This is a genomic window from Bradyrhizobium sp. CCBAU 51627 (genome assembly GCF_028128765.1).
Lineage (GTDB): Bacteria > Pseudomonadota > Alphaproteobacteria > Rhizobiales > Xanthobacteraceae > Bradyrhizobium.
In genome coordinates, this window is sequence record NZ_LBJG01000092.1 from 53,937 (window position 1) to 79,476 (window position 25,540).

General features: G+C 59.5%; 21 protein-coding genes and 2 pseudogenes. 8 read left to right on the forward strand and 15 right to left on the reverse strand.

Translation table 11 applies throughout. The annotated features are described in order from the left end of the window. Nucleotides 1-4: 4 nt before the first annotated feature. From XH88_RS36590 to XH88_RS36605, 4 genes are all read left to right on the forward strand, one after another. Nucleotides 5-667: a CpaD family pilus assembly lipoprotein gene (locus XH88_RS36590; RefSeq protein ID WP_271673020.1), complete on the forward strand. Its 663-nt coding sequence runs from the start codon at nucleotides 5-7 to the stop codon at nucleotides 665-667. An 812-nt stretch (nucleotides 668-1,479) separates the two neighbouring features. Further along, nucleotides 1,480-3,663, forward strand: a complete 2,184-nt coding sequence (locus XH88_RS36595) for a hypothetical protein (protein WP_271673021.1) — start codon at nucleotides 1,480-1,482, stop codon at nucleotides 3,661-3,663. Nucleotides 3,664-4,161: 498 nt separating this feature from the next. After that, nucleotides 4,162-4,335, forward strand: coding sequence for a hypothetical protein (locus XH88_RS36600; RefSeq protein WP_271673022.1), 174 nt, complete (start codon nucleotides 4,162-4,164; stop codon nucleotides 4,333-4,335). A gap of 457 nt (nucleotides 4,336-4,792) precedes the next feature. Next, nucleotides 4,793-5,662: an outer membrane protein gene (locus XH88_RS36605; protein ID WP_271673023.1), complete on the forward strand. Its 870-nt coding sequence runs from the start codon at nucleotides 4,793-4,795 to the stop codon at nucleotides 5,660-5,662. 181 nt (nucleotides 5,663-5,843) lie between these two features. Here XH88_RS36605 and XH88_RS36610 read toward each other — a convergent pair. The 14 genes and pseudogenes from XH88_RS36610 to XH88_RS36675 all read right to left on the reverse strand — a co-directional run. Next, nucleotides 5,844-6,362: pseudogene (locus XH88_RS36610) on the reverse strand (ATP-binding protein); the annotation flags it as partial. Beyond that, nucleotides 6,359-7,872, reverse strand: a pseudogene (istA, locus tag XH88_RS36615) (IS21 family transposase). The pseudogenes istA and XH88_RS36610, both read right to left, overlap by 4 nt. Nucleotides 7,873-9,308: 1,436 nt before the next feature. Next, nucleotides 9,309-9,710: a hypothetical protein gene (locus XH88_RS36620; protein ID WP_271526505.1), complete on the reverse strand. Its 402-nt coding sequence runs from the start codon at nucleotides 9,708-9,710 to the stop codon at nucleotides 9,309-9,311. A gap of 1,232 nt (nucleotides 9,711-10,942) precedes the next feature. After that, on the reverse strand, nucleotides 10,943-11,980 hold the full coding sequence (locus tag XH88_RS36625) for an EscU/YscU/HrcU family type III secretion system export apparatus switch protein (RefSeq protein WP_271673024.1): 1,038 nt from the start codon (nucleotides 11,978-11,980) through the stop codon (nucleotides 10,943-10,945). Next, entirely contained in the window at nucleotides 11,977-12,798 is an 822-nt protein-coding gene (sctT, locus tag XH88_RS36630; RefSeq protein ID WP_271673025.1) for a type III secretion system export apparatus subunit SctT, read from the reverse strand. The genes XH88_RS36625 and sctT overlap by 4 nt, the downstream gene beginning before the upstream one ends. Before the next feature lie 10 nt (nucleotides 12,799-12,808). Further along, the gene (locus XH88_RS36635; protein WP_271526508.1) at nucleotides 12,809-13,084 is read right to left on the reverse strand and encodes an EscS/YscS/HrcS family type III secretion system export apparatus protein; all 276 of its coding nucleotides are present in this window, start codon (nucleotides 13,082-13,084) and stop codon (nucleotides 12,809-12,811) included. Nucleotides 13,085-13,086: 2 nt separating this feature from the next. Next, nucleotides 13,087-13,752, reverse strand: a complete 666-nt coding sequence (gene sctR, locus XH88_RS36640; protein ID WP_271526509.1) for a type III secretion system export apparatus subunit SctR — start codon at nucleotides 13,750-13,752, stop codon at nucleotides 13,087-13,089. Then, nucleotides 13,745-14,866 carry a type III secretion system cytoplasmic ring protein SctQ gene (sctQ, locus tag XH88_RS36645; protein WP_271673026.1) on the reverse strand — a complete coding sequence of 374 codons (1,122 nt, stop codon included), beginning with the start codon at nucleotides 14,864-14,866 and terminating at the stop codon, nucleotides 13,745-13,747. The genes sctR and sctQ overlap by 8 nt, the downstream gene beginning before the upstream one ends. Then, nucleotides 14,863-15,399, reverse strand: a complete 537-nt coding sequence (locus XH88_RS36650; RefSeq protein WP_271673027.1) for a hypothetical protein — start codon at nucleotides 15,397-15,399, stop codon at nucleotides 14,863-14,865. The genes sctQ and XH88_RS36650 overlap by 4 nt, the downstream gene beginning before the upstream one ends. Then, nucleotides 15,375-16,730 (reverse strand): type III secretion system ATPase SctN, encoded by a 1,356-nt coding sequence (gene sctN / locus XH88_RS36655; protein WP_271673028.1) that lies wholly within the window; start codon nucleotides 16,728-16,730, stop codon nucleotides 15,375-15,377. Before sctN ends, XH88_RS36650 begins: the two co-directional genes overlap by 25 nt. After that, nucleotides 16,727-17,347, reverse strand: coding sequence for a type III secretion system stator protein SctL (gene sctL, locus XH88_RS36660; RefSeq protein WP_271673029.1), 621 nt, complete (start codon nucleotides 17,345-17,347; stop codon nucleotides 16,727-16,729). The genes sctN and sctL overlap by 4 nt, the downstream gene beginning before the upstream one ends. Continuing rightward, a complete protein-coding gene (locus XH88_RS36665; protein WP_271673030.1) occupies nucleotides 17,344-17,982 on the reverse strand; it encodes a nodulation protein NolU in 639 nt (212 codons plus the stop codon). The genes sctL and XH88_RS36665 overlap by 4 nt, the downstream gene beginning before the upstream one ends. A gap of 11 nt (nucleotides 17,983-17,993) precedes the next feature. Beyond that, nucleotides 17,994-18,860, reverse strand: a complete 867-nt coding sequence (gene sctJ, locus XH88_RS36670; protein WP_271673031.1) for a type III secretion system inner membrane ring lipoprotein SctJ — start codon at nucleotides 18,858-18,860, stop codon at nucleotides 17,994-17,996. 8 nt (nucleotides 18,861-18,868) lie between these two features. Continuing rightward, nucleotides 18,869-19,381, reverse strand: coding sequence for a nodulation protein NolB (locus XH88_RS36675; protein WP_333909290.1), 513 nt, complete (start codon nucleotides 19,379-19,381; stop codon nucleotides 18,869-18,871). 172 nt (nucleotides 19,382-19,553) lie between these two features. On the opposite strand from XH88_RS36675, the gene XH88_RS36680 reads away from it, so the two are divergent. From XH88_RS36680 to XH88_RS36690, 3 genes are all read left to right on the forward strand, one after another. Then, a complete protein-coding gene (locus tag XH88_RS36680) occupies nucleotides 19,554-20,249 on the forward strand; it encodes a secretin N-terminal domain-containing protein (RefSeq protein WP_271673033.1) in 696 nt (231 codons plus the stop codon). 297 nt (nucleotides 20,250-20,546) lie between these two features. Beyond that, on the forward strand, nucleotides 20,547-21,260 hold the full coding sequence (locus XH88_RS36685) for a hypothetical protein (RefSeq protein WP_271673034.1): 714 nt from the start codon (nucleotides 20,547-20,549) through the stop codon (nucleotides 21,258-21,260). A 733-nt stretch (nucleotides 21,261-21,993) separates the two neighbouring features. Next, on the forward strand, nucleotides 21,994-22,197 hold the full coding sequence (locus XH88_RS36690) for a hypothetical protein (RefSeq protein WP_271673035.1): 204 nt from the start codon (nucleotides 21,994-21,996) through the stop codon (nucleotides 22,195-22,197). Between the two features lie 647 nt (nucleotides 22,198-22,844). Here the strand turns inward: XH88_RS36690 and XH88_RS36695 are convergent. After that, nucleotides 22,845-24,299 carry a DUF1521 domain-containing protein gene (locus XH88_RS36695; RefSeq protein ID WP_271673036.1) on the reverse strand — a complete coding sequence of 485 codons (1,455 nt, stop codon included), beginning with the start codon at nucleotides 24,297-24,299 and terminating at the stop codon, nucleotides 22,845-22,847. 898 nt (nucleotides 24,300-25,197) lie between these two features. On the opposite strand from XH88_RS36695, the gene XH88_RS36700 reads away from it, so the two are divergent. Further along, complete coding sequence (locus tag XH88_RS36700) at nucleotides 25,198-25,506, forward strand: hypothetical protein (RefSeq protein ID WP_271673037.1); 309 nt, start codon at nucleotides 25,198-25,200, stop codon at nucleotides 25,504-25,506. Nucleotides 25,507-25,540: the final 34 nt, after the last annotated feature.

Below are 25,540 nucleotides of genomic sequence, written 5' to 3' on the forward strand. Positions count from 1 at the left end.
ACAAATGACCCTGCGATATTTGTCAAATTTGATTGTCATTGCCGCAACATTGGGGGGCTGCGCAAATAGTGCCTCGATCCATTCCAAACCTGCCGAACAAGGAGTCCAGGTCGAACAAAGAAAACGTGTCTTGTTCCTGCAGAGCCTCCGTGCGCCCAAGAGGCTTCAGCTGCGTAGTTTTATCGCCAACGTAAGTGGCGGCCGGCGGGATGCGCTCCATGTGGATGTGAGCGGCTCCCCTAAGCTCATTGCGCAGGTGGCGCACGAGGCCCGGGCCATGGGCGTGGCTCCCTATAACATCCGCCTGTCCGCTTCTCCCCTCAATTTAGCCGGCCATTCCGGCGTCAGGATCGAGGCGATCACGTTCGAAGCGCATCTTCCGAACTGTCCGTCGCTTCTGATCGTCGGACCAGCAGTGAACGACAATTCGTTCGAACCAACGCTTGGTTGCTCGACCAAAAACAATCTGGCAGTTATGATCAACGATCCGCTCGACTTGGTGGATAATCGGTCTGTCGTCACGGTTAATGGCGATCGCGCCGCCGCTCCTCTTGCCAGCCACCCTACTGTCGCCCAGCGCAACAAGAGCAACGGAGAAGATGGAGCAGGCACGGCAGAGTCGGACGCGGCGGGAACGACAACACAGAATGTGCAGCCGCTCCGATAGGCGGTTTTATGCGCATATCCGAACTCGCTGTGCAACACCTTGCGCTCAAGCGCCGTCACACCACGCCCCTAACGCGGCGCTGCGCTGTGTGTCAGGATCATACTGGGGATGCCGGGCGCCTCAGCGCTAAGCCGTCCAGTTTCATTCAAATCAGAAATGGAAATTCACGCCAAGCCTGATTGTTTGAAAACTGCTGTTTGAAGGTGGTGAGCGATGCGACTTCAACGTCCAAGGCACCTGTCGGGCCGTCGCCAGCAGTCTGCACTTGCCCCGTTTACCGACACACGAAGAGTAACGTCTTGCCTAGTGAAATCGAAGTAGTCGTATTCAAGCTTGGCTGGCCAGCCGGGTAGGAAAGGATATTGGACGCCCTGCACGTAATGTGCCGCCGAAGACCTTTTTGTCGTTCTGCCATTCATGGCACCATTCGCAGCAAGCCTGCCTTCAAAGCCGATGCAATATTGATCGATACCGATGCTGGAATGAGCCCACGCTGCGCCGACCTTGCTATAGCGTAAAACACGATCGCCCAGAGCGACGCCGTGCCGCCCGATAATGTCAGCGATCCACTTGGTTTCGTACCTGCTCAGCTAGTCGGCTGCGATGTGGATGTAATGTGCCGCCACTCAGTTGAAGACCCTCATTTTCATGGGGCGCCTTCTTTGGGCGGGCGAGCGATGCTGCAGCGCGCAGAGAAGGCAGTTGGCGGCCGTCATTCCCCTTTCATTCTAGCTTTCCGCCTGGCCACGTCAGGTTTTGGAAAGCTAACGTGAGTAGCGAACTAACGAGAGAAGGATGCCAGCGGACTGACCATGGACCGATTGAACACAAGCAAGGAGTTCAGTGCATCAGATGCGACCGTGGAACAGCCGGAGCAGCCGAATGCGGCGTTTGAGCAGCACTTGGCAGGCGTGCGAGAAGCGGGCCCCGTATACAAACACGCGGAGCTATATGATGTCACTGAGGAAGACGATCGCCTCATCCAGGCGGCGTCCCGCGCTGCTCTCGATCGCGGGCAACCGCAGAGTGAGAAAACCGTCGAAATTTACGATCGTCGGCTTCGCAAACTAGCCGGGGAGCTGAAGCAGTACGGCCAATCAATTGCTGGGCTCGATGACGATACGTTACTCGCTTACGGCAAGAAGCTGCTGCCAAACGACAAGGTCATCGCCCCAGCATTGTCAATGGTCAGTCGGTATCGCGAGCCCGACGCCAACGCTCGCCCCGTTTCAACACATTATCGCCCTACCAGGGAAGATGAGAGTCTCATCAGGGAGGCCGCTGAGGCAGGTTTTAGTCGACAGATACGCAAGGGAACGGCCGAGGGCTATGCGAGCGCTCTGCGGAAGTTTGCGGTAGCGCTTCGACCCTTGTCGATTGCCAAGCTTAGTGATGATGCATTGCTTGGCCACGCAGACAGATTGTTTCCGAAGGACAACGTGCTCATCGTCGCCTTGAACGGCCTCCGCGATTATCGCGCGATTACCCTGCAGAACAATTTAGGCGGAGAAGGAGGCAGTTCGAGCCACGCCATTCAGCCGTCCACCCCCTTGCCCATGCCGGCCGATGAGCAGCCGATGGGGAAAGTTGCGGATGGGCGCGGCTCATTGCCCCCGGGGTTCAATACTCCGCAGCTCTGGCATGCAGTGGGGTTAGCCGCCCATTCTCCTATAGAAAGTGTCGCCCAGGACGTGCTTTTCGATGCCGCTGATGGCGAGAACCTCTTGCCCGCAACAATGCTTGGGCCAACGGTTAGTTCAATGCCCCACTCGCCGGTGCAAAGTGTCGCTCAGGAAGGGCTTTTCGATGCCGCGGACCACGAGAACTTCTTGTCGGGGGCGACCTCCGATGCACCGGTGTCTTGGCCAACGATGAGTTCAACCATTCACTCGCCGGTGCAAAGTGTCCCTCAGCACGCGCTTTTCGATGCCGCGGATCGCGAGAACCTCATGCCGGCGCCGACCTTCGATGCACTGCTGCCTTGGCCAATGATGAGTTCAAACATCCCCTCGCCGGTGCAAAGTGTTGCTCAGGAAGAGCTTTTCGATGCCGCGACTTGGCAGCCGAGCTCGCGGGAGCCGAATTCCACCTCTGAAGACCACTCTGGGCGGATGATGAACGAAGGCGCTGGGGCTCAGACCGTGCTTGAGCAGACGTTCGTGACGGCCGGCGACGCCTTTGATGCGTCTTTGAGCGTCCCCGAAGATTTCTCCCACGGGACCCAGGCCGCGCCGAATATGATGCACAGGCTTCGCCGCTGGGGCCTCTTGCCGGATGCAGCACAGCGGGTAAAGGCCTACGATATTCGAGGTGAACGCTACATGGCCGTCTTGGGACCAGGAGGGCTCAATGATGTTCAGCTCGTCCATCTGCGGTCGCCCGCTGTCGGCGATACGTTCGATGTTTCGTTCGCCGTTCCCAAGAATTTTTCCCATCGCACCCAGCTGGCCCCAGACATGATGCTGACCACCTTGGGCCACTGGGACTTCTTGCCTGTTGCGGAACATCCAATCATGAACTTTGAGATCGGTGGCGAACGGTACACGGCGATATTGGGACCGGCAGGGCCCAAGGACGTTCAGCTCATTCATCACCCTCGGCCCCCTTTGCCGGGCGAAGCTACGCCTGCGGCACTAAGGACTTCCTCAGATATCTACGGCGGTCTTGCACCTAACCTTGATTCGGCGGCACCGTTCGAATGGAGTGGGAGCGCTCCCTCGGCGCTAGCGCCGAACCTTCCTCTGCCGTCTGGCGCACCTGCATCAAGCCATCAGCCAGTCCCGCACGTGCCTGAACTGGGAGAGTTCTTGGGCGACGGCTGGACGCACGCCTCCCAAGAGGCTTCGCCTGCCGTGATCGACATATTGCAGAGCCTAGGCCTTCTGCCGCGCCGGGACGTCCCAATGACCGCCTTTTTTATCCACGGTCAGCTCTACACGGCAGAAAGCCTACCGGGAGGCCGCGTTCTTCTCTTCCATCAGCCACAATTTGGCTGAATGAGGGCTCGTCGGCACCTCGGACAGCTGCTCAGGCGGACCTGAATCCACGTCTGATCCTCCTTCCGGAAATCTTAGAAGTACGCTTCAACGATCTATCGCGCCACAGCTCACGAACTTCCTCCGAGGCTCTTCCCTCTTGCGCACACTCGGTCACGCCTAATCCTGCCCCAAGCGCGTGTTGATGTTCATTACGCTGTCACATAGGTAAGCGCGAGCACCCCGAGCGAATTGAGCGACGTTGCGGCTTCACTTACGCGGCAGCCCCGCCGTGGCGTCGAGTGAGGACGAACGCAAACCGGCGGTTGAGCCTACGAATAGCAATCAACGTCTGTATGGCAGCTTCGATGTCGGCCCGACTCGGCCGCAACAAGATCAGGCAGCGCCCCTGGCGATGGCGAGCGCTTTGTTCGTCAGGGTATCGATAACCGTAGGCCAGATTTCTCGGCTTCAAGGGGGACGCGCGCTCCTTCTATTTCGGCCAAATCGGCGAAGCGAATGAACCGCACGGCCGCGCCGCTCTTTCATTTTGAAACCGCGGCTCGTGGATCAGCCTCGACAATTGCGACGCTGCCCATTCCCCCCAATGCCGCGACCGAAATTCGGACCGCCAGCGTGCGCTTGCAGCTTGTGCCTTTTTGGGTGAGCCAGAGCGAGGACATCTCCTACTAGTCCGACGACAATGCAGCGCACGAGTCGTCCAAAATATCGAGCCTCCCACTCTCCATCGTGAGTCCCATCAAGAGCGGGCGTGGACTCACAACCAGACCAACGCACAGCCACTAACGATATACCGCGCTATACGTCGGCCAACGTCAGCCGGTCCAGTTGGGAGCCGCGAGAATCACCACCGCGTCCGCTTTGTAGAACAGCCATTGCTCTCCGAAATACTCGGCGGTGTCAGGGATCTTCGCGAAAGGATTGCTGAGCACCGACGTACAGGCTCGAATGCAGAGCCTGCTCGCCTTTCTGGAACGGACACGGCTAGAAGCGGCTGTCGCGGTCGCAGCAAGAAGCTGCTGCCTACCAGATTGCAGAGGTGATCTGGCTGCCAGCACCAACTATCGAGCTAACCACAACTTGGCATCAAGCCAGCAATATTTTCCGTGCCCAGCAGGAGGACTCTAGGATGAAGTGCAACAAGCAATTGTCGCTCGCGGGCATCATTGCGTTCGGGACGATCGCTTTTGTGAGCGGAAGTTTAGCTGCCGATTTGCCTGCGGCACCTATCGTCAAAGCGCCAGCTCCCGTTTATCCTCTCTTCAGCTGGACTGGAGGTTACATCGGCGGCAGTGTGGGCTCGGGTTGGGGTACCAGCCAGACCGCCCCCGCTGTGGGCAACACATTCATTGGCGCCCCAGTCAACCAGACGGTAAACCAGCTCATCGGCGGCACTGCCGATTTTACTGTGCCATTGCCGCAGGTGCAGATGAATGGCTTCCTCGGTGGCGTACAAGCCGGTTACAATTTCCAGTCCGGTGTGATGGTCTACGGCGTGGAAGGCGATTTTTTGTGGAGTGGTGTCAAGGGGCGCAATGGCTGCTTTGTGGTCTTGAATTGTACGAACGACACCAAATGGATTGCCGATATCACCGGACGGGTCGGCCTCACGGTGGGCGACCGCGGCCTGGTCTACATCAAGGGCGGCGCAGCTTGGGCCGATTCAAGCATCGGCATCAACCAGTCCTTTGCCGTTACGTCGAACTTGGGGACTGGCTTTGCTGCTAACGGTACTGCCGATGGCCGAGCGACCAAGAAGATCTTTGGCGGCACACTGGGGGCCGGCGTGGAGTATGCCTTCCTGCCCGGCTGGTCAGCCAAAGTTGAGTATGACTACTTCGATTTCGGCAGGCAAGACGTAACGCTGCCGATTTCCGTCGCGAGCCGTGTGCAGACGGGCGACATTGCGCCTGCTGCCATCGCTATTGGAGTCACGACGCCCGTCTCCTTCAAGCAACAGCTTCATACGATGCGGGTTGGCGTGAACTACCACTTCTGATTGGCAGGAGTTTGATCTTACGTTCTGTCTGTTCCTACGGCAACTCACGCAGGACTGTAGCAGAAATTGAGCAACGAAAAGCTGCTGAAACAACTCGCCCACAAGACGAGGTGAGACGCTAAAAAGGAGCTCGAACTCACAAAAGGCAGGCGGCCTAAAAGCTTGCAGAAGAATAGGCGGAAAGGATCAGGAGATCGAAGCGATCGAGACGATTGATGGCCGCCTCGAGGTTGAGCTCGCGTCGCGCCAGCTGGAGCTTCTGCACGAGATCGGTGGTGCGGGTGAAGAGGACGCGCCATCCGTTCTCGATGAGGGCCAGGCCAATCGCTGCCGCCAAGTGGCTCTTTCCGCCGCCGGGCGGGCCGAACAACAGCAAATTGGCGCCCTTGCCCAGCCAGCTGTCACCGGCGGCGAGCGCCATCACCTGCGCCTTCGAGATCATCGGCACGGCTTCGAAGTCGAAGCTGTCGAAGGTCTTTCCGGCGGGCAAACGTGCTTCGACAAGGTGTCGTTCGATCCGACGGCGGCCGCGTTCGGTGATCTCGTGCTCGGCGATGGTCGCGAGGAAGCGGCCGGCCGGCCAGCCTTCCTTGTCGGACTGTTCGGCAAATTGCGCCCACAGCACCTTGATGGCAGGCAGCCGGAGCTCATTGAGCAACAGATTGAGGCGCGCGGCATCAACCGTGTTCGTTACGCTCATGCGGCACCTCCGGTCTCGGCGGTACCGATGAGGCATTCGTAGGTCGCAAGCGGCACGAGTTGCACCACGACGTTCGGCAGGTTGGCGGGATCGGGGGCGAAGTGAGCACGTAGCCGGTTGAGGTCGGGCAGTCGGCCGGCCTCGAGGTCGGCGGTGAGCTGATCGGCGAGTTCGGCCTCGCAGCCGCGTTCATGAGCGAGCGCGAGGAGATCGACCATGATCCGGCAGGCTTTTTTGTCCGGCAAGCGTTCGCGCAAGCGATCGAAGGTCTTCCGATAGGCATTCCGCGGGAACAGCCGATCTCGGTAGACCAGATTGAGAAGCGCCATCGGCTTGCGCCGCAGGGAATGGATCACGTGCCGATAATCGACGACCTGGTCGTACTTGCCATTGGGATGCGGCCGCCCACGCGGCAGGGTGACGAGATGGGTGCCGCCGACGAACACGTCGAGACGATCGTCGTAAAGGCGCACCCGCAGCCGGTGACCGATCAGCGCGATGGCACCGTGTAGAACACCTTGCGCAGGGTGAAGCCGCCGGACGAGGTCACGCGGACGATCACCTCTTCGTAGTCGGAGGTGCGCCGATCGGGCAGCTCCTGCAACACCACGCGCTCGCTATCGATCCGCTTGGCGTTGCGGGCATTGCGGCGGCTGACGATCTCGTCGATGAAGCCGCGATAGGTGGCAAGATCGTCGAAATCGACAGTTCCGCGCAGCAGCAAGGCGTCCGCGATTGTTCGCTTGAGATGACCGTGAGGCCCTTCGATCGAACCATTCTCGTGAGCAACGCCTCGATTGTTGCGGGAAGGCCGCATGCCGTAATGGGCACAAAGGGCCTCGTATCGCTGCGTCAGATCGTCCCGTGCATCACGATCGAGATTGCAGAATGCGGCCGATAGACTGTCGGTCCGATGCTCCCGCGGCGCCCCACCGAGCGACCAGAGGGCATTCTGCAGGCCTTCGGCCAAGGCAACGAAGCTCTCGCCGCCAAGCACGACGTGGGCGTGCTCGAACCCGCAATAGGCCAAACGGAAGTGATAGAGACGGTGATCCAACGGTGCACCCGCAACTGTAACACCCAACTCGTCCATGTCTGTGAAGTCGGAGAGGCCGAGTTGGCCAGGCTCGTGGGTTTGGCGGAAGATCACCTCCTGCTCCTCGCCGTGGATCGCCCGCCATGCACGGATCCGACGTTCCAGGGTACGACGGATACCGCTGCCGAGATCCGGATGACGCCGTAGCATCTCCTCGAACACCGCCACCGGGCGTAAGCCAGGTGCCGCCTTCAGGATCGGCACGATCTCGGTCTCGAACACGTCGCTCAACGGGTCCGGCCGTCGCCGGCCGCGGGGCGCCTTCCTTTGCGATGGAAATCGGGGGTCTCTCTCGATCCGATAGGCGGTCGACGCACTGAATGATGCCTTGGCCGCCGCCACTGGCGGGCTATCGGTCTGACGGTACTTCATGTAGAGCCTCATCTGGTGATCTGTAATGTGTCGGCCGGGCACGCGAGTGATTCCTCTTGGCGGAAGAACCACCTGCATAACCCCGCCGGCCGCGATCACCAGTCGGCGCGGTCCTCCTCGGGATCGCGCCGACGCTGGGCTCGTAACTCCGGTCGGGCTACGCCCTCCCTACGTCACGAGCCCAGCGAAACTCTCTCACCTTGATTGACGCTGCCTTCCATCCTGATCGCCGCGCGACACCCTCGGCCAGGGCGACGAAGCTCTCGCCGCAGGACTTGTAGTTGCCTCACGTGGCTCGGCGATCAGCTTCGGATCGCAGGCAGCGCGGGCGCGACTCTCCGCCTTCTGACTTCAATCGGAAGCCAGTTCAGTTTCTGCGGAGAAAAATCTCGTGTTCAGAGCCTGGCGGCCCGATACTGGCCGTGTAGTTCACGCCCCCGAGAGTGAGACTTTTCTTTGGCTCAGACACGGATGGCAGAAGCTTGTGCAAATCCATTCGCAACTTGAGTTCTTCCGGCGCCCACTGATCTCCGTGCTGCCAGCTCGGGGGCACATAAAGAGACAAACTTGGCAACAGCTGGTTGCGCCGCACTTGCGGCGCATAAGGCGAACATGTTGAGTTGAAGCCGTCCATGTCCACCCCCGGAACGCTTAAAACCACTAAAGCTGACCACAGATGGTCGGCGACAGGTAGCAGCGCGGGCGCGGCCTGGCGCCTACCGACCTGGGGGGCTGGAAAAAGGCACTATCCTGCCGCCCCGCGCTGCCGTTGAGTTTAGCGGAAAGCGTGACTCGGCGCTGACCGTTCTGGATAGATAGCGCTGTCCCTGCCACGCCCCGTTAACCACAACGGCTCTATATCCGGGCTGGCTTACTGAAAGCTGACGAGACCCGGCAATTCCCAAAACGAAAGCGGCCCGTGTGGGCCAGTTGCGGTCGAGAGTGAGAACGACGTTCCGGCGACAGGCTCTGGTACCACGTCAGCCTGAGCATCTCGACAGCCAGCAGTGTCCAGCACCCGGCCTGTCGGAGGACTGCAGGCGGCGGCCACCAGAAGGGCCTCTTACTTGTCGTTGAGCTCGCGCTCTGCCCGGTAGGCGGCTCTTCGCTTTGGTTCTCCGCCAGGTTGCCTTCGACAAAAACGTCGAAGGGTGGCGGACCGCCAAGTGGCCGACGCCCCGGCTTGTGGCGATCATGTCATCACTCATCCCGGCATCGGCCGCCCAACCGGATCTGCGCCACCTTGAGCGCGCAGCGGCTGCCTGCCTCCGCCCAACAAAAGCTCTAGCCGACAAAAAGAGAGGTATCTACGGCAATACGAATCGTAGATTACCTCGCGACATCGTGAGTTCAGAGCAATCGTAGGAGTACTTGGCAGGTCAGCTGAACCCACGTGCAGCGCTCCACACCTTCATCCGTGGGCGACATATGCTCTCGGCTCTGGAGGAAGTAGCTGCGATTGGGCTCTTATTGCAGGCTCAGTGAATCGCCTGCCTTCCCGCAGGTGATGGCTGTGGCTTGAGATGATCCAATATTTTCGAGCCGGCGCTGAACGACCTCGACCAGAATTTCTCCAGGAAATCCAGGTGACACCTCAACAGCTCCGAGGAAGTTTTGGAGTCCGCAATATTCTTCAGAAAGGTGGCCTGGTCATGCACAATGGAAGCAGTCAAACCTAGTCCGTCCTTCAGGGCCGTAGCGAACAGGTTGCTTGTCGCTTCAATCGAGCTCTGCCATTCCCGAAACGTAAATGGAATCGGCGATGCAGCCGTCGTAGATTTTCCAGCGCCATCGGCGGAAGCGCCAGATACCAAAGCCGGGTCGTGCCCGACATGTGGCCGCCGCTCGCGTTTCTCGTCTTCGCTTGCATTCGGTGCCATTCGAGATCTCCTGGCTTGAAGGGCTTATAACGTACCAAGTTGTTCGCGGCTCATTTCGATCATCCCCTACAAGGTACCACAATTGCCAACACGCGATACCTACCTCATTTGGTAACGTGCCAGCAAAGGAGGGAGCGATACGGCGAGAGCCCAGGCTGTAAAGCTCGCGTCCGTGTGCTGTCGCTATGCTCATCGGCGCCCGCCCAGAGGCTGAGAACTGGGGCGATCGGATGGAGGATGGTGGCGGCTGCGCGTAGATGGATGGCGGAGACAAAGTCCGTGAGCGCACGTACATGGAGCAGCAATCAACATTCAATAATTGTCTACGAGGTCTCCAAGCCGCTGGAACGGGTGATCGCTTCCACCCTGCTTCGAAGGCTTCACTGGCAGCCTGCTCGGCCTGTTGACGGCCCTGCCCTGTGAGCCAACGAGCGCTCCTGGACGGGCCACCTGAAAGGGACTTTGATCGCAGTGGATGCCCTCGACGGCCGGAAGCAGATACGCCGGCTGCGTACATGATCCATTAGAACCATCTCGGCGACTCGCGCAACCAGGCGACCGCCAGGCACTTGACCGCCGCGGCACAACTATACGGGATCATCCAGAGGTTCTTGCCGACCGAATGCGAAATCCATGCCTCGAGCTAACTCCCGGCGCAAACCTTCAATGTTCGGCGAAGCTTGTCCGGTGTCAGCTAGCGGGTTGGGTTAGGTGAAGCAATAGACGCTGCAGGCACCCTGCGCGGGAAGACGGCGTTGATGGACAATGGTGGCGATACTCCTGCGTCCCGAGTTTAGCTGGAGGCTTGCTTTTCCCCCCGCACGCAGGCTTATGCCCTGCGGCTCTCGAACGTGTGCGGCGCAATGTGGCACTCAGGCCGATCTTGAGACGTATAAACGCTGTGATCGTATGAACCTGTAGCAGCGCGGCTCAAGATAGGCGACCAGAGAGCATGCTACAGATGGCGGCCGTCCTAGTTGACGATCAGCGCTACCGGCTTGTTAACCGAATGGCAGGGCCCCTCTAGCCAAGGTGGTACAAGTGGGCGTCCTCGAGGGTGTAGGCGCCGCAGCTCTCGAAATGGCCGACAAGTTATTGCGCTTGGCGCCGCAGCTGATCCGGTGATCCGGTCGGCGAGGCCGCGGCCCAGAGGCTTTCCATCGTCGCCTCGCCGAACGTCCGAGCCTTCATCGAGCGCCAGGCTGCAGATCGGAGCGTCAGAACAGGATGACCTAGACTAGCCCCGCAGCATAGAGTGCTTTTGCGACCGACTCGAAATATTGCGAGGGAACCGGGTTGCCGAGCCTTGCTTTGCCGAGCAGCTGACGCGCCAGGACATCGTCATCCACAATGGTAAGGTGCAGCGCGCGCGCCTCACCAAGCAGCTGCGAAGCAGCTTCGCCCTCGCCGCGGCAGACCAAGACCGGAACGCCGGTCTCGCCTCGGACATAGCGCAGCCCAATCAGCTTTGCCGATCCCCGCAATATCAACGTGGCCCGACTGATGCCGATCGGAGCCTCGTTGGCCGACTCTTGCCGAAGACGCCGGTGCTCACGCTTCACCTGCGGGTTGCCTTGCTGTTCCTTGTTCTCCCGCTTGGCCTCCGTTTCCGTCATGCGCATGTCCTGCATAAACAAATAGCGCTGGATTAGAAGGTCAGCCAATCCGCCGACCAGAAAAGCTCCGGCGGCAATCCCAATCAGCAGCTTAACCTCGGTGAAGACGAAGCCAAAACAGCCCATGCCGCAGACTGGCAGGTACACCAGCGCTTTCCAGCTCGCGATCACGGTGAGAAAGAAGGTCGCACCAAGCAAAACTACCTTAGCCAGGGTCTTGCCAAGCTCGATGGCCGAACGTTTCGAGGCGATGCGTTTCAAGCCTTTGATGGGATCCAGTTTCTCAAGCTTCGGCTTGAGCGGCTCCGAAGCAAACATAAAGCCGCCATTAGCCAGGACATTGGCCAGAAGAGCTGCTGTCACGGCGGCGGCGAGCAACGGAGCGACAGTCGCAATCGAAAGTTCTAGCAAGCCGCTGAGCGCTTGTGGCACCGCGCTTGTGAACGGCTGCTCCTGCAGTTTATCGACGAGCCGGACCGTCTCCTGCCACTTGTCCTCGATCGCACCCGCTCGCCACCACAGGCAGCCGAAACCGGCACAAGCGCTGACGCCGCTCACCAGATCCGAGCTGCGCGCGCTCTGCCCCTTCTTGCGTGCATCGCGCAGCTTCTTGGGCGTCGGAGGAAGTTTTTTCTCCTCACTCGTAGAGCTCATCTCAACAGCTTCTTCAGATACTCTAGCATGTTGTTCGAGGTCAGGATTTCGGCTCCGGTATATTCAAGCAGATAGACGGTGTAGCTGACCATGATGACCCCGAACGCAACATTCTTGATCATCGGGGAGAGATCGTTCATCTTGAGCTGAGATGCAAAACGGCCGAGCATCATGACCGCGATATCAACCAGCAGCAGCAGGCCCAGCACCGGCCCGGCGACCAATAAGGTTGTCATCATGATACGATCGAGAAGGGCCAGACATTCCATTGCCCCTTGCGCTGTCATGGCAGGCAGAAACTGATAGACAGGCCACACTAGGTAGCTGCCATAAAGGCCGCTCACCATGGTCTGCAGCCCGCCGACCAGAACGAAGATCGTAACCGCCGTGACACCGAGAAAAAGCCCGGTTCCGGACGCTTGGCTGTGCGTCGCGGGATCCTCCCCCGCAACTTGGCTTGAAATTCCTCGTTGAGTATCGATGATGTCGCCGACTGCCTGTATACTCCACATTGGGATACTGAGCAGGATGCCGAGCATAAGACCGACGAACACCTCCTTCAGGCCAAGCATGGTAACGCTGACCAGGCGCGTGTTCGGGTCCAGAGCCTGCAGACCGAGCTTGATCTGAGCGAGGCACGGCAGTCCGATCGCAATCGTCAGGCTTCCCCGAACGAGGCCGCTGATACGCGGCCGGGTGAAGACGGGAAGCACCAGCATGATGCCTAGGGCGCGGGCCGCACTCAGCCCAGTTGCGGCGACGAATTCGATCGTGCCCTGAACGAGGGCTTGCGCCTCTGCGGGTGACGGGCCAGCCATTCAAGCTCTGCTAGTATCTTGCGGTGAGTGCTGGAAACTCGCTGAAGATGTGCTCGGCCTGGTCGATTAGTGGAGCGCTGAGTACGGGAGAGAACCCGGCTAGCACGGCGACGACGACCAGAAGCTTGACTGTCAGCGGCAGGGTTTGATCCTGGAGCTGAGTTGCCGCCTGGATGAGGCCAATGATCAGTCCGGAGATGAGAGCTGCAAGCAGCGGCGGCAGAACCCAGATCAAGAAGAGCACGAGCGATTGACTAAGGTGCGTAAGAATGCTGGCTTCGTTCATGGTCAACCTCCTGGCGTCGTGTAGCTTAGTACCAGCCCGTGCATGAGACGTGACCAGCCGTCGATAGTGACGAACAAAAAGAGCTTGAAGGGGACAGATATCACCGTGGGGGATACCATCGACATACCCATGGCCATCAAAATCGTCGTGACAATCAGATCGATCGTGATGAAGGGAAGATAGAGAAGAAAGCCGATTTCGAACCCACGCTTGAGTTCGGAAATTAAAAACGACGGCACGAGAATTGAGAAATCATCTGCCGTTACGCTGCCGCGCATCTCCTCCGACCAGACATGTTCGGTGGACGACAGGAAGAAGCGGCGCTGCTCTTCATTGGTGAATTTCTTCAGATGAGCACGCAGCGGCTCCTGTCCCTCCTTGGCGGCCGTCAGCCAGTCATCGAAACTCTGGTAGCGAAGTTGCGGATCGGTAAGGCGGTTATAGGTCTGCTCGAAGACCGGAGCGCTGATGAAGACGGTCAGGATCAGTGCCGCCCCGTAAAGGACGATGTTCGGCGGGATCGATTGGGTCCCCAGCGCATTGCGCACGAGGAAGAGAACAACTGAGACCTTGATAAAGGCGGTGGTTGTGACAACAGCGAAGGCCAGGAGGCCAAGGCCGACGGTTATCGCAAGAAGCGCAAGGATGCTGGGTTGAATCTCAGTCATTAAGCGCCAACCTGCCGCGCAACCTGACAGCCAGCTCGTCGCCGATCCGCACGATGTCGCCCCGGCCGATACGTTGGCCGTTGGCAACGATATCGACCGGCCCATCAAGAGGCCGGCCAAGTTCGAACACGTGGCCTTCGGTGATGGTTCGCAAGGTTCCCAACGGCATCGGCCAGCGGCCACATTCGAATACGAGTGTGATCTCGATGCTGTCGATATCCGCCTCTGACGGGGGCTGCTGTTGCAACTGGCTTTCGGGCATCACATCTTCACTTTTTAGGGGGTGGGATCGCAAGCGGAATGGGCCTCGCAGCACCAGCCTGTCGCCGCCGATCTCTGCAGGGGCCCACAATCGGTCTGCAGCGAGAATGATCTGGCCTCGCGCGAGTGGAATTGCGTCCGGGAGCAGCGCATCGCCTTGCTCTGCTTGGCGAAGAACGCCGATCGCGACGCGGAGCGAACCGATATGGCCTGCAACGATGACCGGGATTTCGGAAAGCAGCCTGGCCGTCTGTCGCGGTAATCGGCCGAGCAGCCCGCCGAGGACGGTGAAAGCCGGCGGAACGGGACCGTCGAGTGGCGAGAATAGAAGCAGCCGAGCCTTGCTGGCGAGCTCACCATAGGCGATGTCAAGTTCAAGATAGGGCCTCGTACTCCGCGCTTCCTCGGTGCGGACAAGCTGCAGATTCCGCTGCGTCATTCTTTCTAGCGGGGCAAGCAAGGGTTCAAGCGCAAGTTCCAGGACCAGCGAACGCGTCGGCTCAGACGGCAAGGTAAGCCCATCCTGCACGGTCCCAACCAGCGCTTCCGCAAGCTTACCTGGCAAGGACAGGATCAAGGTGTCACCATCTACTTCGAAGACGCAGTCAAGCATCGACGCCGCAGCCGGCTCCGCCTGCCAGACGGTTCGGCTCACGCGCACAGAGAGCGGCTTCTCGCCGAGGAGGCCTTGCACGGGCGCACGCAACGCTGCGATCTCGTTAAGCCACAAGGCTACGGCGTGCGAGAGAATCAGCGCCGGCATGAAGGCTGCGGGCTCAGCCGGCCGATGCGATGCCGGTGCGGCTTCCGCGCCGCAGGCCCCTAGCTCGCGCGGGAGAGGATCTGCAATCATGCTGGCTCACCTCCCGTCTGCCCTGATGGGCCTCGCCGGTAGCGGAGCAAGACTTCATCATCGGCTTCGATTTCGGTGGCGGCTTCGAAATGAGCATTCGTGATGCGCCGAACGTCCTGATCGATCTCACGCCATTTCTGGCTCGCCGCTGAACGCTTGGTCCAAACGGCCCTGGCCTCGATAACCGCAGCCTCAGCTTGCTCTTGAGCAGCACGGGCCTTGTCAAGAACGCGCTGTGCCGCTGTGATCTCGTCTGTGAGTCGCCCGATGATGAGATGATAGCGCCGCTGCAGTTCGCACACAGATATCGCATCGGCTGCGAGGATCTCCCGATAGAGCTCCGCCTCGACCTTTGCGCGGCGCTCTTCGGCAAGTGCAAGGTGCTCGCAAGCTTGTTGGACAGCTTGAGTCGCGAGGTGGCGCTTGGCTTCCACGTCAGACAATTCACGAACGGCGCTTCGCTCCCGCATGTCCTTTACGAGCCGCAGCTTTGAGGCATGAGCGGGACTTAGGCGGTCAAACGCGATATCCATGCGATCGTCTCCTCAAAGCTGCACGCCTCACCCTGCCCCTGGCGCAGAAAGGCCCGCAGCTGCTCGATCGAGGCGATCGCCCGATCGGTCAGCGGATCAGAGCCTTGCTTGTATTCACCCACCTTGATCAAGAACTCGGCCTCAGCGTAGCGTGAGAGCAGATCACGGAAGAAGGATGCCGCCTTGCGATGCGACACGGACACGATTGCATCCATGACGCGGCTGCGGCTCGACAGCACATCGATAGCCGGAAAATGCTCCCGAGAGGCCAGCGCGCGGGAGAGAATGATGTGGCCATCAAGTATGCCGCGTGATTCTTCCGCTATTGGATCACCCGTGCCGTCACCTTCGACAAGCACGGTATAGAAGGCCGTAATGGAGCCTTGCTCGCCCATGCCGGCGCGCTCCAACAAGCCCGGCAACAGCGCAAAAACGGATGGCGGAAATCCGCGCCGCGTCGGCGGTTCTCCTGCTGCAAGGCCGATTTCACGCATAGCGCGGCTAAAGCGCGTCAGAGAATCCATCATCAGAACGACGCGAAGGCCCTGATCACGAAAATACTCGGCCAGTGCTGTCGCCATGTGGGCGCATTGGGCCCGCTCCATCGCCGAACGGTCGGAGGTCTCCACCACAACGACGGAACGGTGAAGAGCTTCGCCAAGATGACGTTCAATGAATTCACGCACCTCTCGACCGCGCTCGCCGATCAGCGCAACGATAGTGACGTCGGCCGCCGCGCCTCTTACGATTTGCGACATCAGCGTCGACTTGCCGCAACCGGCATCACCATAGATTCCGATCCGCTGACCTTCTCCGCATGTCAAAAGACCATCCAGGACACGGACGCCGAGCGGGAACGGCTGTTCAATCCCGCGCCGCTTCATCGGATTGGGCGCCCTGCCGCGCAGCGGTCTGGATTCGGCGACTTTTATAGGGCCCTTGCCATCGAGCGGTCGGCCAAAACTGTCGATGACGCGGCCGAGCAAATCGGGGCCCACAGCCACTTCCTGCATTCGCCCAGTCGTCACCACCTCCGCGCGATTGGACAGCCCCACCATGTCCCCGATGGGCGTGAGTAACACCCCGTCCGGCAACAGACCGATCACCTCGGCCTCGAGCGACCATTCGCTGCGAGGATCCTGCAACAAGCATAGTTCCCCGACCCTGGCCTCCGGCAAGACGGCATGCAGCAGCGTGCCCACGGCCCGCGTAATCCGGCCGCGGACAGCGCGTGTATCGATGTGCTTGGCGGAAGATCTCAAGGACGAAAGTGCCGCCTTTACAGTTCCTTCTGCGGCCGCGGTATGATGGGTCGATCGTGGCACGGTCACGATTCAGCTTCCTCTGACAAGCCAAAGCCGAGACGCAGCGCGCGCAGCTGCGCGGCAAGGCCAAGATCGACATTGCCAAACTCGCTCCACAAGACACATTGATCCGCGCTCAGCGCCGGATCCGCCTCAATCCTGACCTTCGGACGGCCCTCAATTCCGTCACAGTCCTTGAACTCACTGGCTAGCAGGTCGGCTTTCAGTGGGGATACGTGAAGGCAAACCTCCGTGTTCTTGTATCTTTGCTCGATGGCATGACGAACGCACTGGACCAGCATCTCGCCCGGATCAAACGCGCCAAGCAGATCGCGAACGATCTCAAAGACCACTTGCGGCAATTCCCGCTCCAGAACCGCCTTGCGCTGGGCCAGTTCACAAGTCGTCTGCGCAATAAGCCGAGCCATTTCCTCTGCGCCAGCCTTTGAACCCTCGGCGCGGCCCCGCGCCCGTTCCCGCTCATAAGCCTGGCGTGCCCACCCGCGCACCCGCCGCAGATGCCGCTCGGCAGCGGCCCGCGCCCGTACGGCATCGTGCCAGATCTCAAGCTGCGCAGCTTTTATCAGGGGTCCAAGAGGCCGAATCTGTGGGGACGCGGGCGATCCTAGGGCATCGGCCGTCATGCTCCGGCATCCTCTGTACGCAACTGAGCCAAGACGAGGGAAAGCAGCGGGCCTGCTGCGCTACGGTGCTCGGCAGTTGGACTCTCGGCGGCCGTCCCCACGGGCAAGCGTAGAAGCACGCGGATACGACCAAGGGACGAAGTCTGTTCGAGCCAGGCGCCGAGACAAGCATGCCCGTCATATTCGATCTGTCGCGACAATTGCTCTGGATCGAGGATCGGGGTCGTTGCGACGGCACTTGATAAATGCCGGACAGCGAAAACATGCGCTTCGGCACCGATCAACTCCACCAATATCGGCAGATCGTGCCTGGAAACCAGCTTGAGGATGGAGCGTGCATGCCAGATGCTGCCCGCGAGCAGCGCGGCCCGCCGCGGATCATGCCCGAAGAGAGCATCTTCGTTCCAGTCGGCGCAGCTAGCCTCCACCTTGCTGCCCAGCAGCAGCTCGGCAAGCCTTGGCTGCAGCCTGGCACTCTGCTGTAGCCGAGCCAACGTGGAAGGCGAAAGGAGCGGGTCAAGAAGCGCAGCAAAACGACCGGTATCGACCGAGGCAGCAAGCTCGCGCAGCCGATCGACTGCAACCGTGAACGAAGGATTGGGTCTTGTGGTTGTGGTGGACATTAATGCCGACATGAGCGTCCAGACTATGACGCATCAGCAATCATCTTTTTGCCCGCCGCCTGGTCAGCAGGCACACGCGAGCGCCCACCGAATATGCTCAGCTTACGTGATGATTGTCCACACTGACGCATGCGCGGGCCCAGCAATACGCAAGATACGATGCCGAATACCGCTCCGGCGCCTCCCACAGCAAGCGCAAGTAACGGCGCTGAGCCGACTCTTGCTGACTGAACCGTAGGCATTACCGGCGCGGCAGGCTGCTCGATTGGAGCGCGCTCGACCGGCACGAAGACGACCGCAACCTTGTCGTAGGACAACCCTTCAATGCTGTTTGCGACGAGCATCTTGATCTGCGGCAACAGTGCCGAGAGCTTCGCGTTGGAGCCATGGCGAATGAAAACCGAGGCTGAGGACGGGGTCGCATCTTGTCGCAATAAGTCGTTCTTCGGCAGAACGACGTGGACGCGCGCTGAAAGGACGCCATCTATATCGCTAATCGTGCGCGACAATTCTTCGCTTAAAGCATAAACGTAACGTGCCCGCTCCTCGATCGGCGAGGCAACGAGGCCCGATCCCTTGAACACCTCGCCGAGATTCTTGAAGGATTGGCGCGGCAGCCCCTCAACATTGAGCAGGTCAATCGAATAAGCGAGCTGCTTTTCGTCCACCTGGATTGTACTGGTTCCGTCCTTCGCAACAACACGGACGGCATCAACGCCCTTGCCAAGGAGAAGCGCGAGCATCTCATTAGCCTCACGCTCTTGAATTTTGGTGTAGAGATCAGCCTTACAACCGATCAGCGAGAGGAGAAGGGGCATAGCAAAACACATGCGAAGCCGCCGCCACGATTGATGGCCGCCGCAGCTACCCCTTTTCATATCGCCAGTCATCAGCTTACTCAGCCAGCCGATAGCAGCTTGTTTAGCGACGAGCTGACGGCGCTGGTGCCCTTGGAGACGAGGGAAACCTGAATAACATCCCTGTATACGTCTCGCAGATTCGTCATCATCGACTCAAAATCGGCCCCAACCGGCTTAACCGTCGCATGTGCACCAACGTTATCCACCTGCAAAAGCGGCTGCGCAGCCGGTCCAGGCTGCACGACAGTCACGGCAGCCGGCGCAATCGGCGGAGGAACGGCGCGGCCCTGGTAGATACTGGAAACGGTTTGGAGGATCCGGTCACCGGGCGGACTCCCCAGCACATTCGTGCGTTGGACCTCCAATATTGGCGGAGCTGCTGCGGGCCGGTCCGCGGGCGGGAAAGCAGATCCCTGATTGGAAGCTACTTGCGCCAGGGACTGCTCAAAGCGCGCCTGCTCACCAGCAGCTGCCGGAGAGCAGGCACTGGAAAGACAGTCGGCTGAATTGGGAGGGATCGGCGTTGCGCCTAACAACATGGAGTGAGTCATTGTGCTCGTTTGTTGAGACCTAGGCGTTAGCCGATGAACCGATCAAGTTCATAGGCGGGCGAGCTGACGAAAACCTGACGGAGATCGGGCTGCCTGCGTCATCTAAAGATCACGTTTGGCTTCCAAGGTGGGAAGAAACTCCAACCTCATGATGAGCGGAAGGCGTCCAGGAATGCTCGCGCGATCCACGGTGGTACATATTTTGAAAAGAGCTCTTTGTGCCGGCGTTTTCCTCTGTATCGGGATAATGCGCTCGTCTGCTGCATCCCTTTCGCTGCCGTCCGCCCCTTATAGCTACACCGTTCTCGATCAGGATCTTTCTGCGGCGCTGCAGGAGTTCGGAAACAATCTCAATGTCAGGGTCAATGTAAGCGCCGACGTCAGGGGCCGGATTCGCGGACGGATGCCGGACCTGCCGCCACGAGAATTCCTTGACCGTTTGACTGCCCTGTACAATCTTCAGTGGTATTACGACGGGCTCGTGCTTTACATCTCCGCCGCCCACGAGGCGCAAAGCCGGCTCATTGTATTGAACCCAATCAGCTTCGATGTGCTCAAGTCCGCGCTCGACGCGCTCAACATCTCGGATGAGCGCTATATCGTGAAACCGGCTCCGGGCGAGGGCCTCATCCTTGCTTCTGGCCCACCCCGATTTGTTGCGCTGGTGGACCAGACCCTTAAAGGCCTTGTCGCGGAAGCGCAGGCCCGGCGCGGTCCCGTCGCCGCCGAGAGGCCACAACACGAGTCGGTTTTGATGTTGTTTCGCGGCTCCTCGAGCACGGTCTTCCGGGACGGGCGGCTGGTAGCTTCTCCCGAAGCGCCGCACCATGAGGGCATTTTGCGCGAAGCCGGTCCAGGCCAGAAGTGATGGTGAAAGCTGCAAGACCGCTCCGAGCGAAGTCGGTCCATCCGGCGTCCGCCTACATCATCCGATCGTCAGCTTTTCGAAAGCTAAAGTTCCCAGCATGAGCCTGCGAGGTCTGGACGGCTGCCTTGCTTGTGACAGCCCCGATAGATGGATCAGAGACCGGACGCTCGAGGGAAATGGGTAGCGCTGTCTTTGCACGCAGCCCGAGGCATCAAGATCAATGTGGTCTCCGAGGGCGTGCTTCCGAGCAAGCTGAGGCTTCGCATAGACTCGATGCGCGCGAGAAGGAGAAACAGGGTGGATTTCAATGCAGTCGCCCCGGCCAATACGAACCCGGAGCCCGACGCAGCGCGGACGACTACAGATGTAAGCGAATTCGAGCGGCAGCTCAGCGGCACAGAGGCTGCCGCTTTGGCGCAGGGCCTCGCCCATCCCGTGCTGCAGGGCGAGGCTTATTCACCCCATCTGGACGCGGGCCATCCCTACTCTCCATACTTCGAAACCGGGCACCTCTATCCGCCTTACCCAGATTTAGCGCATCCCGATTCGGCAGGCTCAGGTTGGCAGGATAGTCTGTATCCCGCGACTGCAGCCGTCGCCGCGCCAGAGCCGGAAAACGGCGCGCGGCATCTCTCGCCGCAGACCATCGCTGAGGCGATCGAGGAACATCCCGGCTTCGATCAAGATCTGATATGGCAGACTCTGGATGCCGGCCCATCGGATGCCCAGCCACGTCACGGTGAGCCACAAGCGGGGACCTCGCATGCAGGTCCATCGCGCATCGCCCCTTTTCAGGGTGAGCCAGCGCACGCCGGCCTCTCCCATGCCCAGCCATTGCAGGCGGCACCGCCCCGAGCTGAGTCTTCCGCGGCTCCGCCCGAACTTTCCGCGTTCCGTATGTGGGACGGACATCTCGCCAAGGACTACTGGGTGTTTACGCCTCAAACAGCCACAGGCGCTCAGATCGACATGCTTGAGCGAAGCGGAGTGAAGCGGAGTGAAGCGGAGTGAAGCGGAGTGAAGCGGAGTGAAGCCAAGCCAGGACCACCCGACAACAATCTTTACCATTCTCGGCGTGCCTCATACGGCAGAATGGAGAGACGAAGACTTCATTCGTCTCACACCCTCGCTAGATCCGGCCCTTTGGCCTGAAGAGGGAGAGCAAGAGCAACCTGTAGAGGCGGAAGATCCGTCCATCGGCTAACGGCTGCAGCCGAGCAACGGCAGGGCGATCCCCGCGGGGCCGACACCGGCCTTCAATGGCAGGACACCTGGTAAGAGGCGACCTTGCCGGCGGGTATTCCGCGGCCACGCTTCTCTTTTCATGCCGTTTCATAAGTGCCAGACCAGCTCGCGCGAGGGCAGCGGTCAAGTCAAAGATCGCGCGGGCCAAACGGTGCACTTCCATCGCGCGCTTTTTTTGGCTCGTATCGTGCGACAAAGGCCACCTCTCTATCCCAAAGTAGCGGAACGCAGATGTCCATCCGATCCACGGGCTCTCAAACACGTCGGGAGCCGGACCTATGTGCGCCGATGTTCGGCAGACGCGCAGCGGCCAAATGATTCGAACCAGCAAGTCCTTTGCGCATCAAAACTCCACGACACGAGACCACCTGAGAACATCGAGCGCAGGAATCACGGCATTAATCCAGCTTCACTCTTCGTCAGCTTCTTGCAAGCTGTCCCTGCTAGCACGACAAGAATAGGTCATCTCGCGGCACCGCCGCTTTCTGGGTTTTACGACATGGATACAGGCGCAGCCGATATCGCAGCTATGGCGCCCGAAGCTGGCGCAAACAACGATAACGCCGCGAACGGCGGCGACAACTCGCCCGCAGCATTGTTGCAGCGAGCCTTCGAAAAGGCTCTGGTTGCGGTCGCGACCCAAGTCATAAGCGATTCCCAGTCAGATATGGATGACGCTATGAGCGAGCTAGATGATGGGTGAAGGGCCGGATAATCAGACGCGCACAGGGAAGGATCTGCCGGAAGGCAAGCCGAACCGAGATCGATCGGGCGAAGCAGGCGGACTTGGCAATAGTAGTCGCTAGACGCGTCTTAGGTGGTCCTCCAGGCCAGCCGTGCGGCCGGTCCGCAAATCCAATCGCAATCACACTGGGAACTTTGGGAAGGCGCCGCAGCGACTTGCTCATCCGGGCATACCCCATATTCTTCGATGAGCGTTCATCAGGAGCGCTCTTTAGCCAGACCAACAGAGATTCAAGCGAAACCGAGCGCTTCCCGCTTGATGATCAATTGCGTCAGCCCGTTATCCTCGATTGGTTCTGCAGCCGCCCGCGAGATCGTGTGCCAGAGAGGTCCACTAAGATTTTCCGTAACATCAGCATCGCTGCGCCCATGGCTTCACAACTCCTGGACCGCTGACCCCAGCATCGAGACATGTTGGAGGTGCCCGATCCTGAGGTCATAGCGTGTTTGTCGGTACGATTGGCCCGAGCTCAGAAGGCCCGATCGCGCGATGAGAGCGGCGATCCTCTCTCTCGCGAACACGAAAAGCGGGCGCTGGCGCCCGCTTCAGTGACTTACCCGATAGGCTGGGATCGCTTGGCAGTACCAGCCGGGCTTACGCCCAATTCAAGCATCCGACGGCGTGCCTGGATTCTCATTGCTGTCGATGATAGCCTGATTCACTTGGCGTCCAGACCGATCAACCCAGCCCGAGCCTGGTTGTTCATAGATCGTCTGGGCACCATCCGAAGTCAGCTGATCAAGCGTACGGCCGGCATTCGACTGTGTCACCTTGAGATTGTTCTTACCGTCGAAGCGGTCTCCAAGCCCTTCGACGACCATGGCATTGTCGCCGTTGGTGATGGTCAGCTTCGAGGCCATCGTTTTGCCTTTGCCGATATCAACGGTGTCGACGGTAATCTTCGTGCCGTCGTCGAGCTGGAAAGTCATGTTCTTCTTGAAGTCAAAATCGATCTTGCCATCACCGTCGGCATCGACGTGGGGATCGCCTTTAATCGCCGTGATCTTGCCTGTTTGATTGTTACGAATGAGCACCGTGCCGTCATGTTCGTCGACCAACATCGAATATTTTTCACCAAGCTTGATCTCAGCCCTGCCGTCCCTGACCTCATGCGACCACACTGGTGCCGGCTGAGACGACTGCGTGGGCACCTGGGCGGCAGCAACAGGCACCATCGCAAGAGGCGGCGGAGGAGGAGGAACGAAGAAGACGGGCACCGTAGAGGCAGGCGCCGCGCTTGCATACTGGTAGTTGCCCGGCCCGCGCCCCTGTTCGCCTGCATCGATACTCGCCTGATTCACGGCGCGCCCGGCACCATCGACCCAGCCCTGGCCACTCTCATGGATTGTTTGGGCACCATCGGACGTCAACTCGTCAACGGTCATCCCAGCATTGGACTGCGTCACCCTCAGATTGTTTTTGCCATCCTTGTCGTCGCCGAGCCCCTCGACAACCATCGCGTTGTGACCGTTGGTGATGGTAAGTTTTGAAGAGATGGCCTGACCATTACCGTAGTCGACATTATTGACAGTAATTTTCGTGCCGTCGTCGAGCTGAAACGTCATATCCTTCTTGAAATCGAAGTCATCCTTCCCGTCTCCGTCGGCATCAACGTGGGGGTCGCCATGAATTACCGTGACATGACCGGTCTGGTTGTTGCGAACTGTCCAGGTGCCGTCCTTCTCATCGGCCGTAATCGTATACTTGTCCCCAAGGTTGATTGTGGCCTTGCCATCCTTGACCTCATGCGTCCACACCGGATCCACAGCAGGCTCGGAATTCTGATTCAGCTGGCTCATCAGCATGGTGGGAGGAGGAGGCGCCATCATGTACGCTTGGGTCGTAACGACGGCTGGCGTTACGGCGACCGGCACGACACTCCCAACGACAGAACTGACGAGGGCTGGTGAAGCTACCGGCAGGTACTGGTAGCTCGCCGGAGCATACTGCCCCAACAAGGCGTTGAAAGCGGGAGCGACAACCGCGCCTTCTGGCACTACTCCGTTCATCGAGTCGGGCGCGCCCACCACTGGGAGACCGGCCACGGGAAGATACTGCATTTAGTTCACTCCTGTTGCATAGACGAAATCTGTAAAACTGTGAGCGTTCCGCGCATAGTCAACTAAGGCGCGCCGCTTCAGATCTGCATGAGAACGCATCATTTAGAATGACCACTTCTCCTGCCAGAACCGGCAGCCCTAGTGAGATCCTTGCTCTCGCCCCATCACAGTGACCGCACGAGCACAGCAGGCGCATTTGACTCGCAGAGACGGTAGCCCGAACACCTGTCGAAAAGCTGACGACGATCAGCGAGCGAAGCCGCACTCACTTTGACATTGATCGGATGTCCGAAACGAATCCTTCGGTGAACTGTATCGCAAGCTTCCTCTCACCAAGACTCGTCTGACCAGAGGTGCCTCTGTGTCTTCATGACGAGTTACGTGACGTCTGCCGGGCACCACCCAATCATCCCGCCCTCGCCGCGCAACCAGCGCACCCGCCGGTCGGCGCATATCATCTGCGAGGACCGATCGATAAGCTTGAACATGCGCTGCGACTGGCTTCTCAGCATAAGAATTCGCGAAACGCGAGCCTTTTGCAAGCTGCCCATGTTAGCGGCACGCGACAAGCGAGAGGTGAGGTCCGACGGCTCGATGACCTTATCCGGCTTCCGCGCTCTACCCTGCCGGCTACGCGCTTGCGCAGCCTCCGCGAGGTAAAATCATTCCTGAACGCGTACTAAGCACCGTTCAACCCGCCTTGAGCCAAGTCGGCTATAGGCGCTGCCGGGAGAGCCGATGATTGCGAGCAGGTGCACGCCAGCGGCAAAAGTGCAGCCCACTCGCCTCAACGTGAGGCTCGTCAGCTTTTCGAAAGCTAGCGTCCCTAGCATGAGGCCGCTGAATCTAGGCGAGCAGTCGCCCTGTTGAGCGCAAAAGACGAGCATAGGAGAATGCGATGATCGGAGAAATGATCGGAAGCGCTGCCGGCGGATACCTTGGCGGGCCGGCCGGAGCGGCCATTGGTTCGGCGCTGGGCGGGACCGTGGACAAAGTCTTTGACACGGTGGTCCACGCCTTGGTGCCCGACAAGGGTGGCCATGATAAGGCCGCAGACCACAAAGATGCCGGCGAAAAGAGCGAGGTACAACCCAAGCCCGACACTGCCTGCAAGAGCCCGGAACTGAACCTTGGGCTCAGCACGCTCGGCGGCACGCCCATGTTCCTTTCCATTCCTGCGATCGTCTTGCCGGCCCGCAACTCGTAACAAATCAGAACCAGGTAAAACCCAAAAGAAAGGT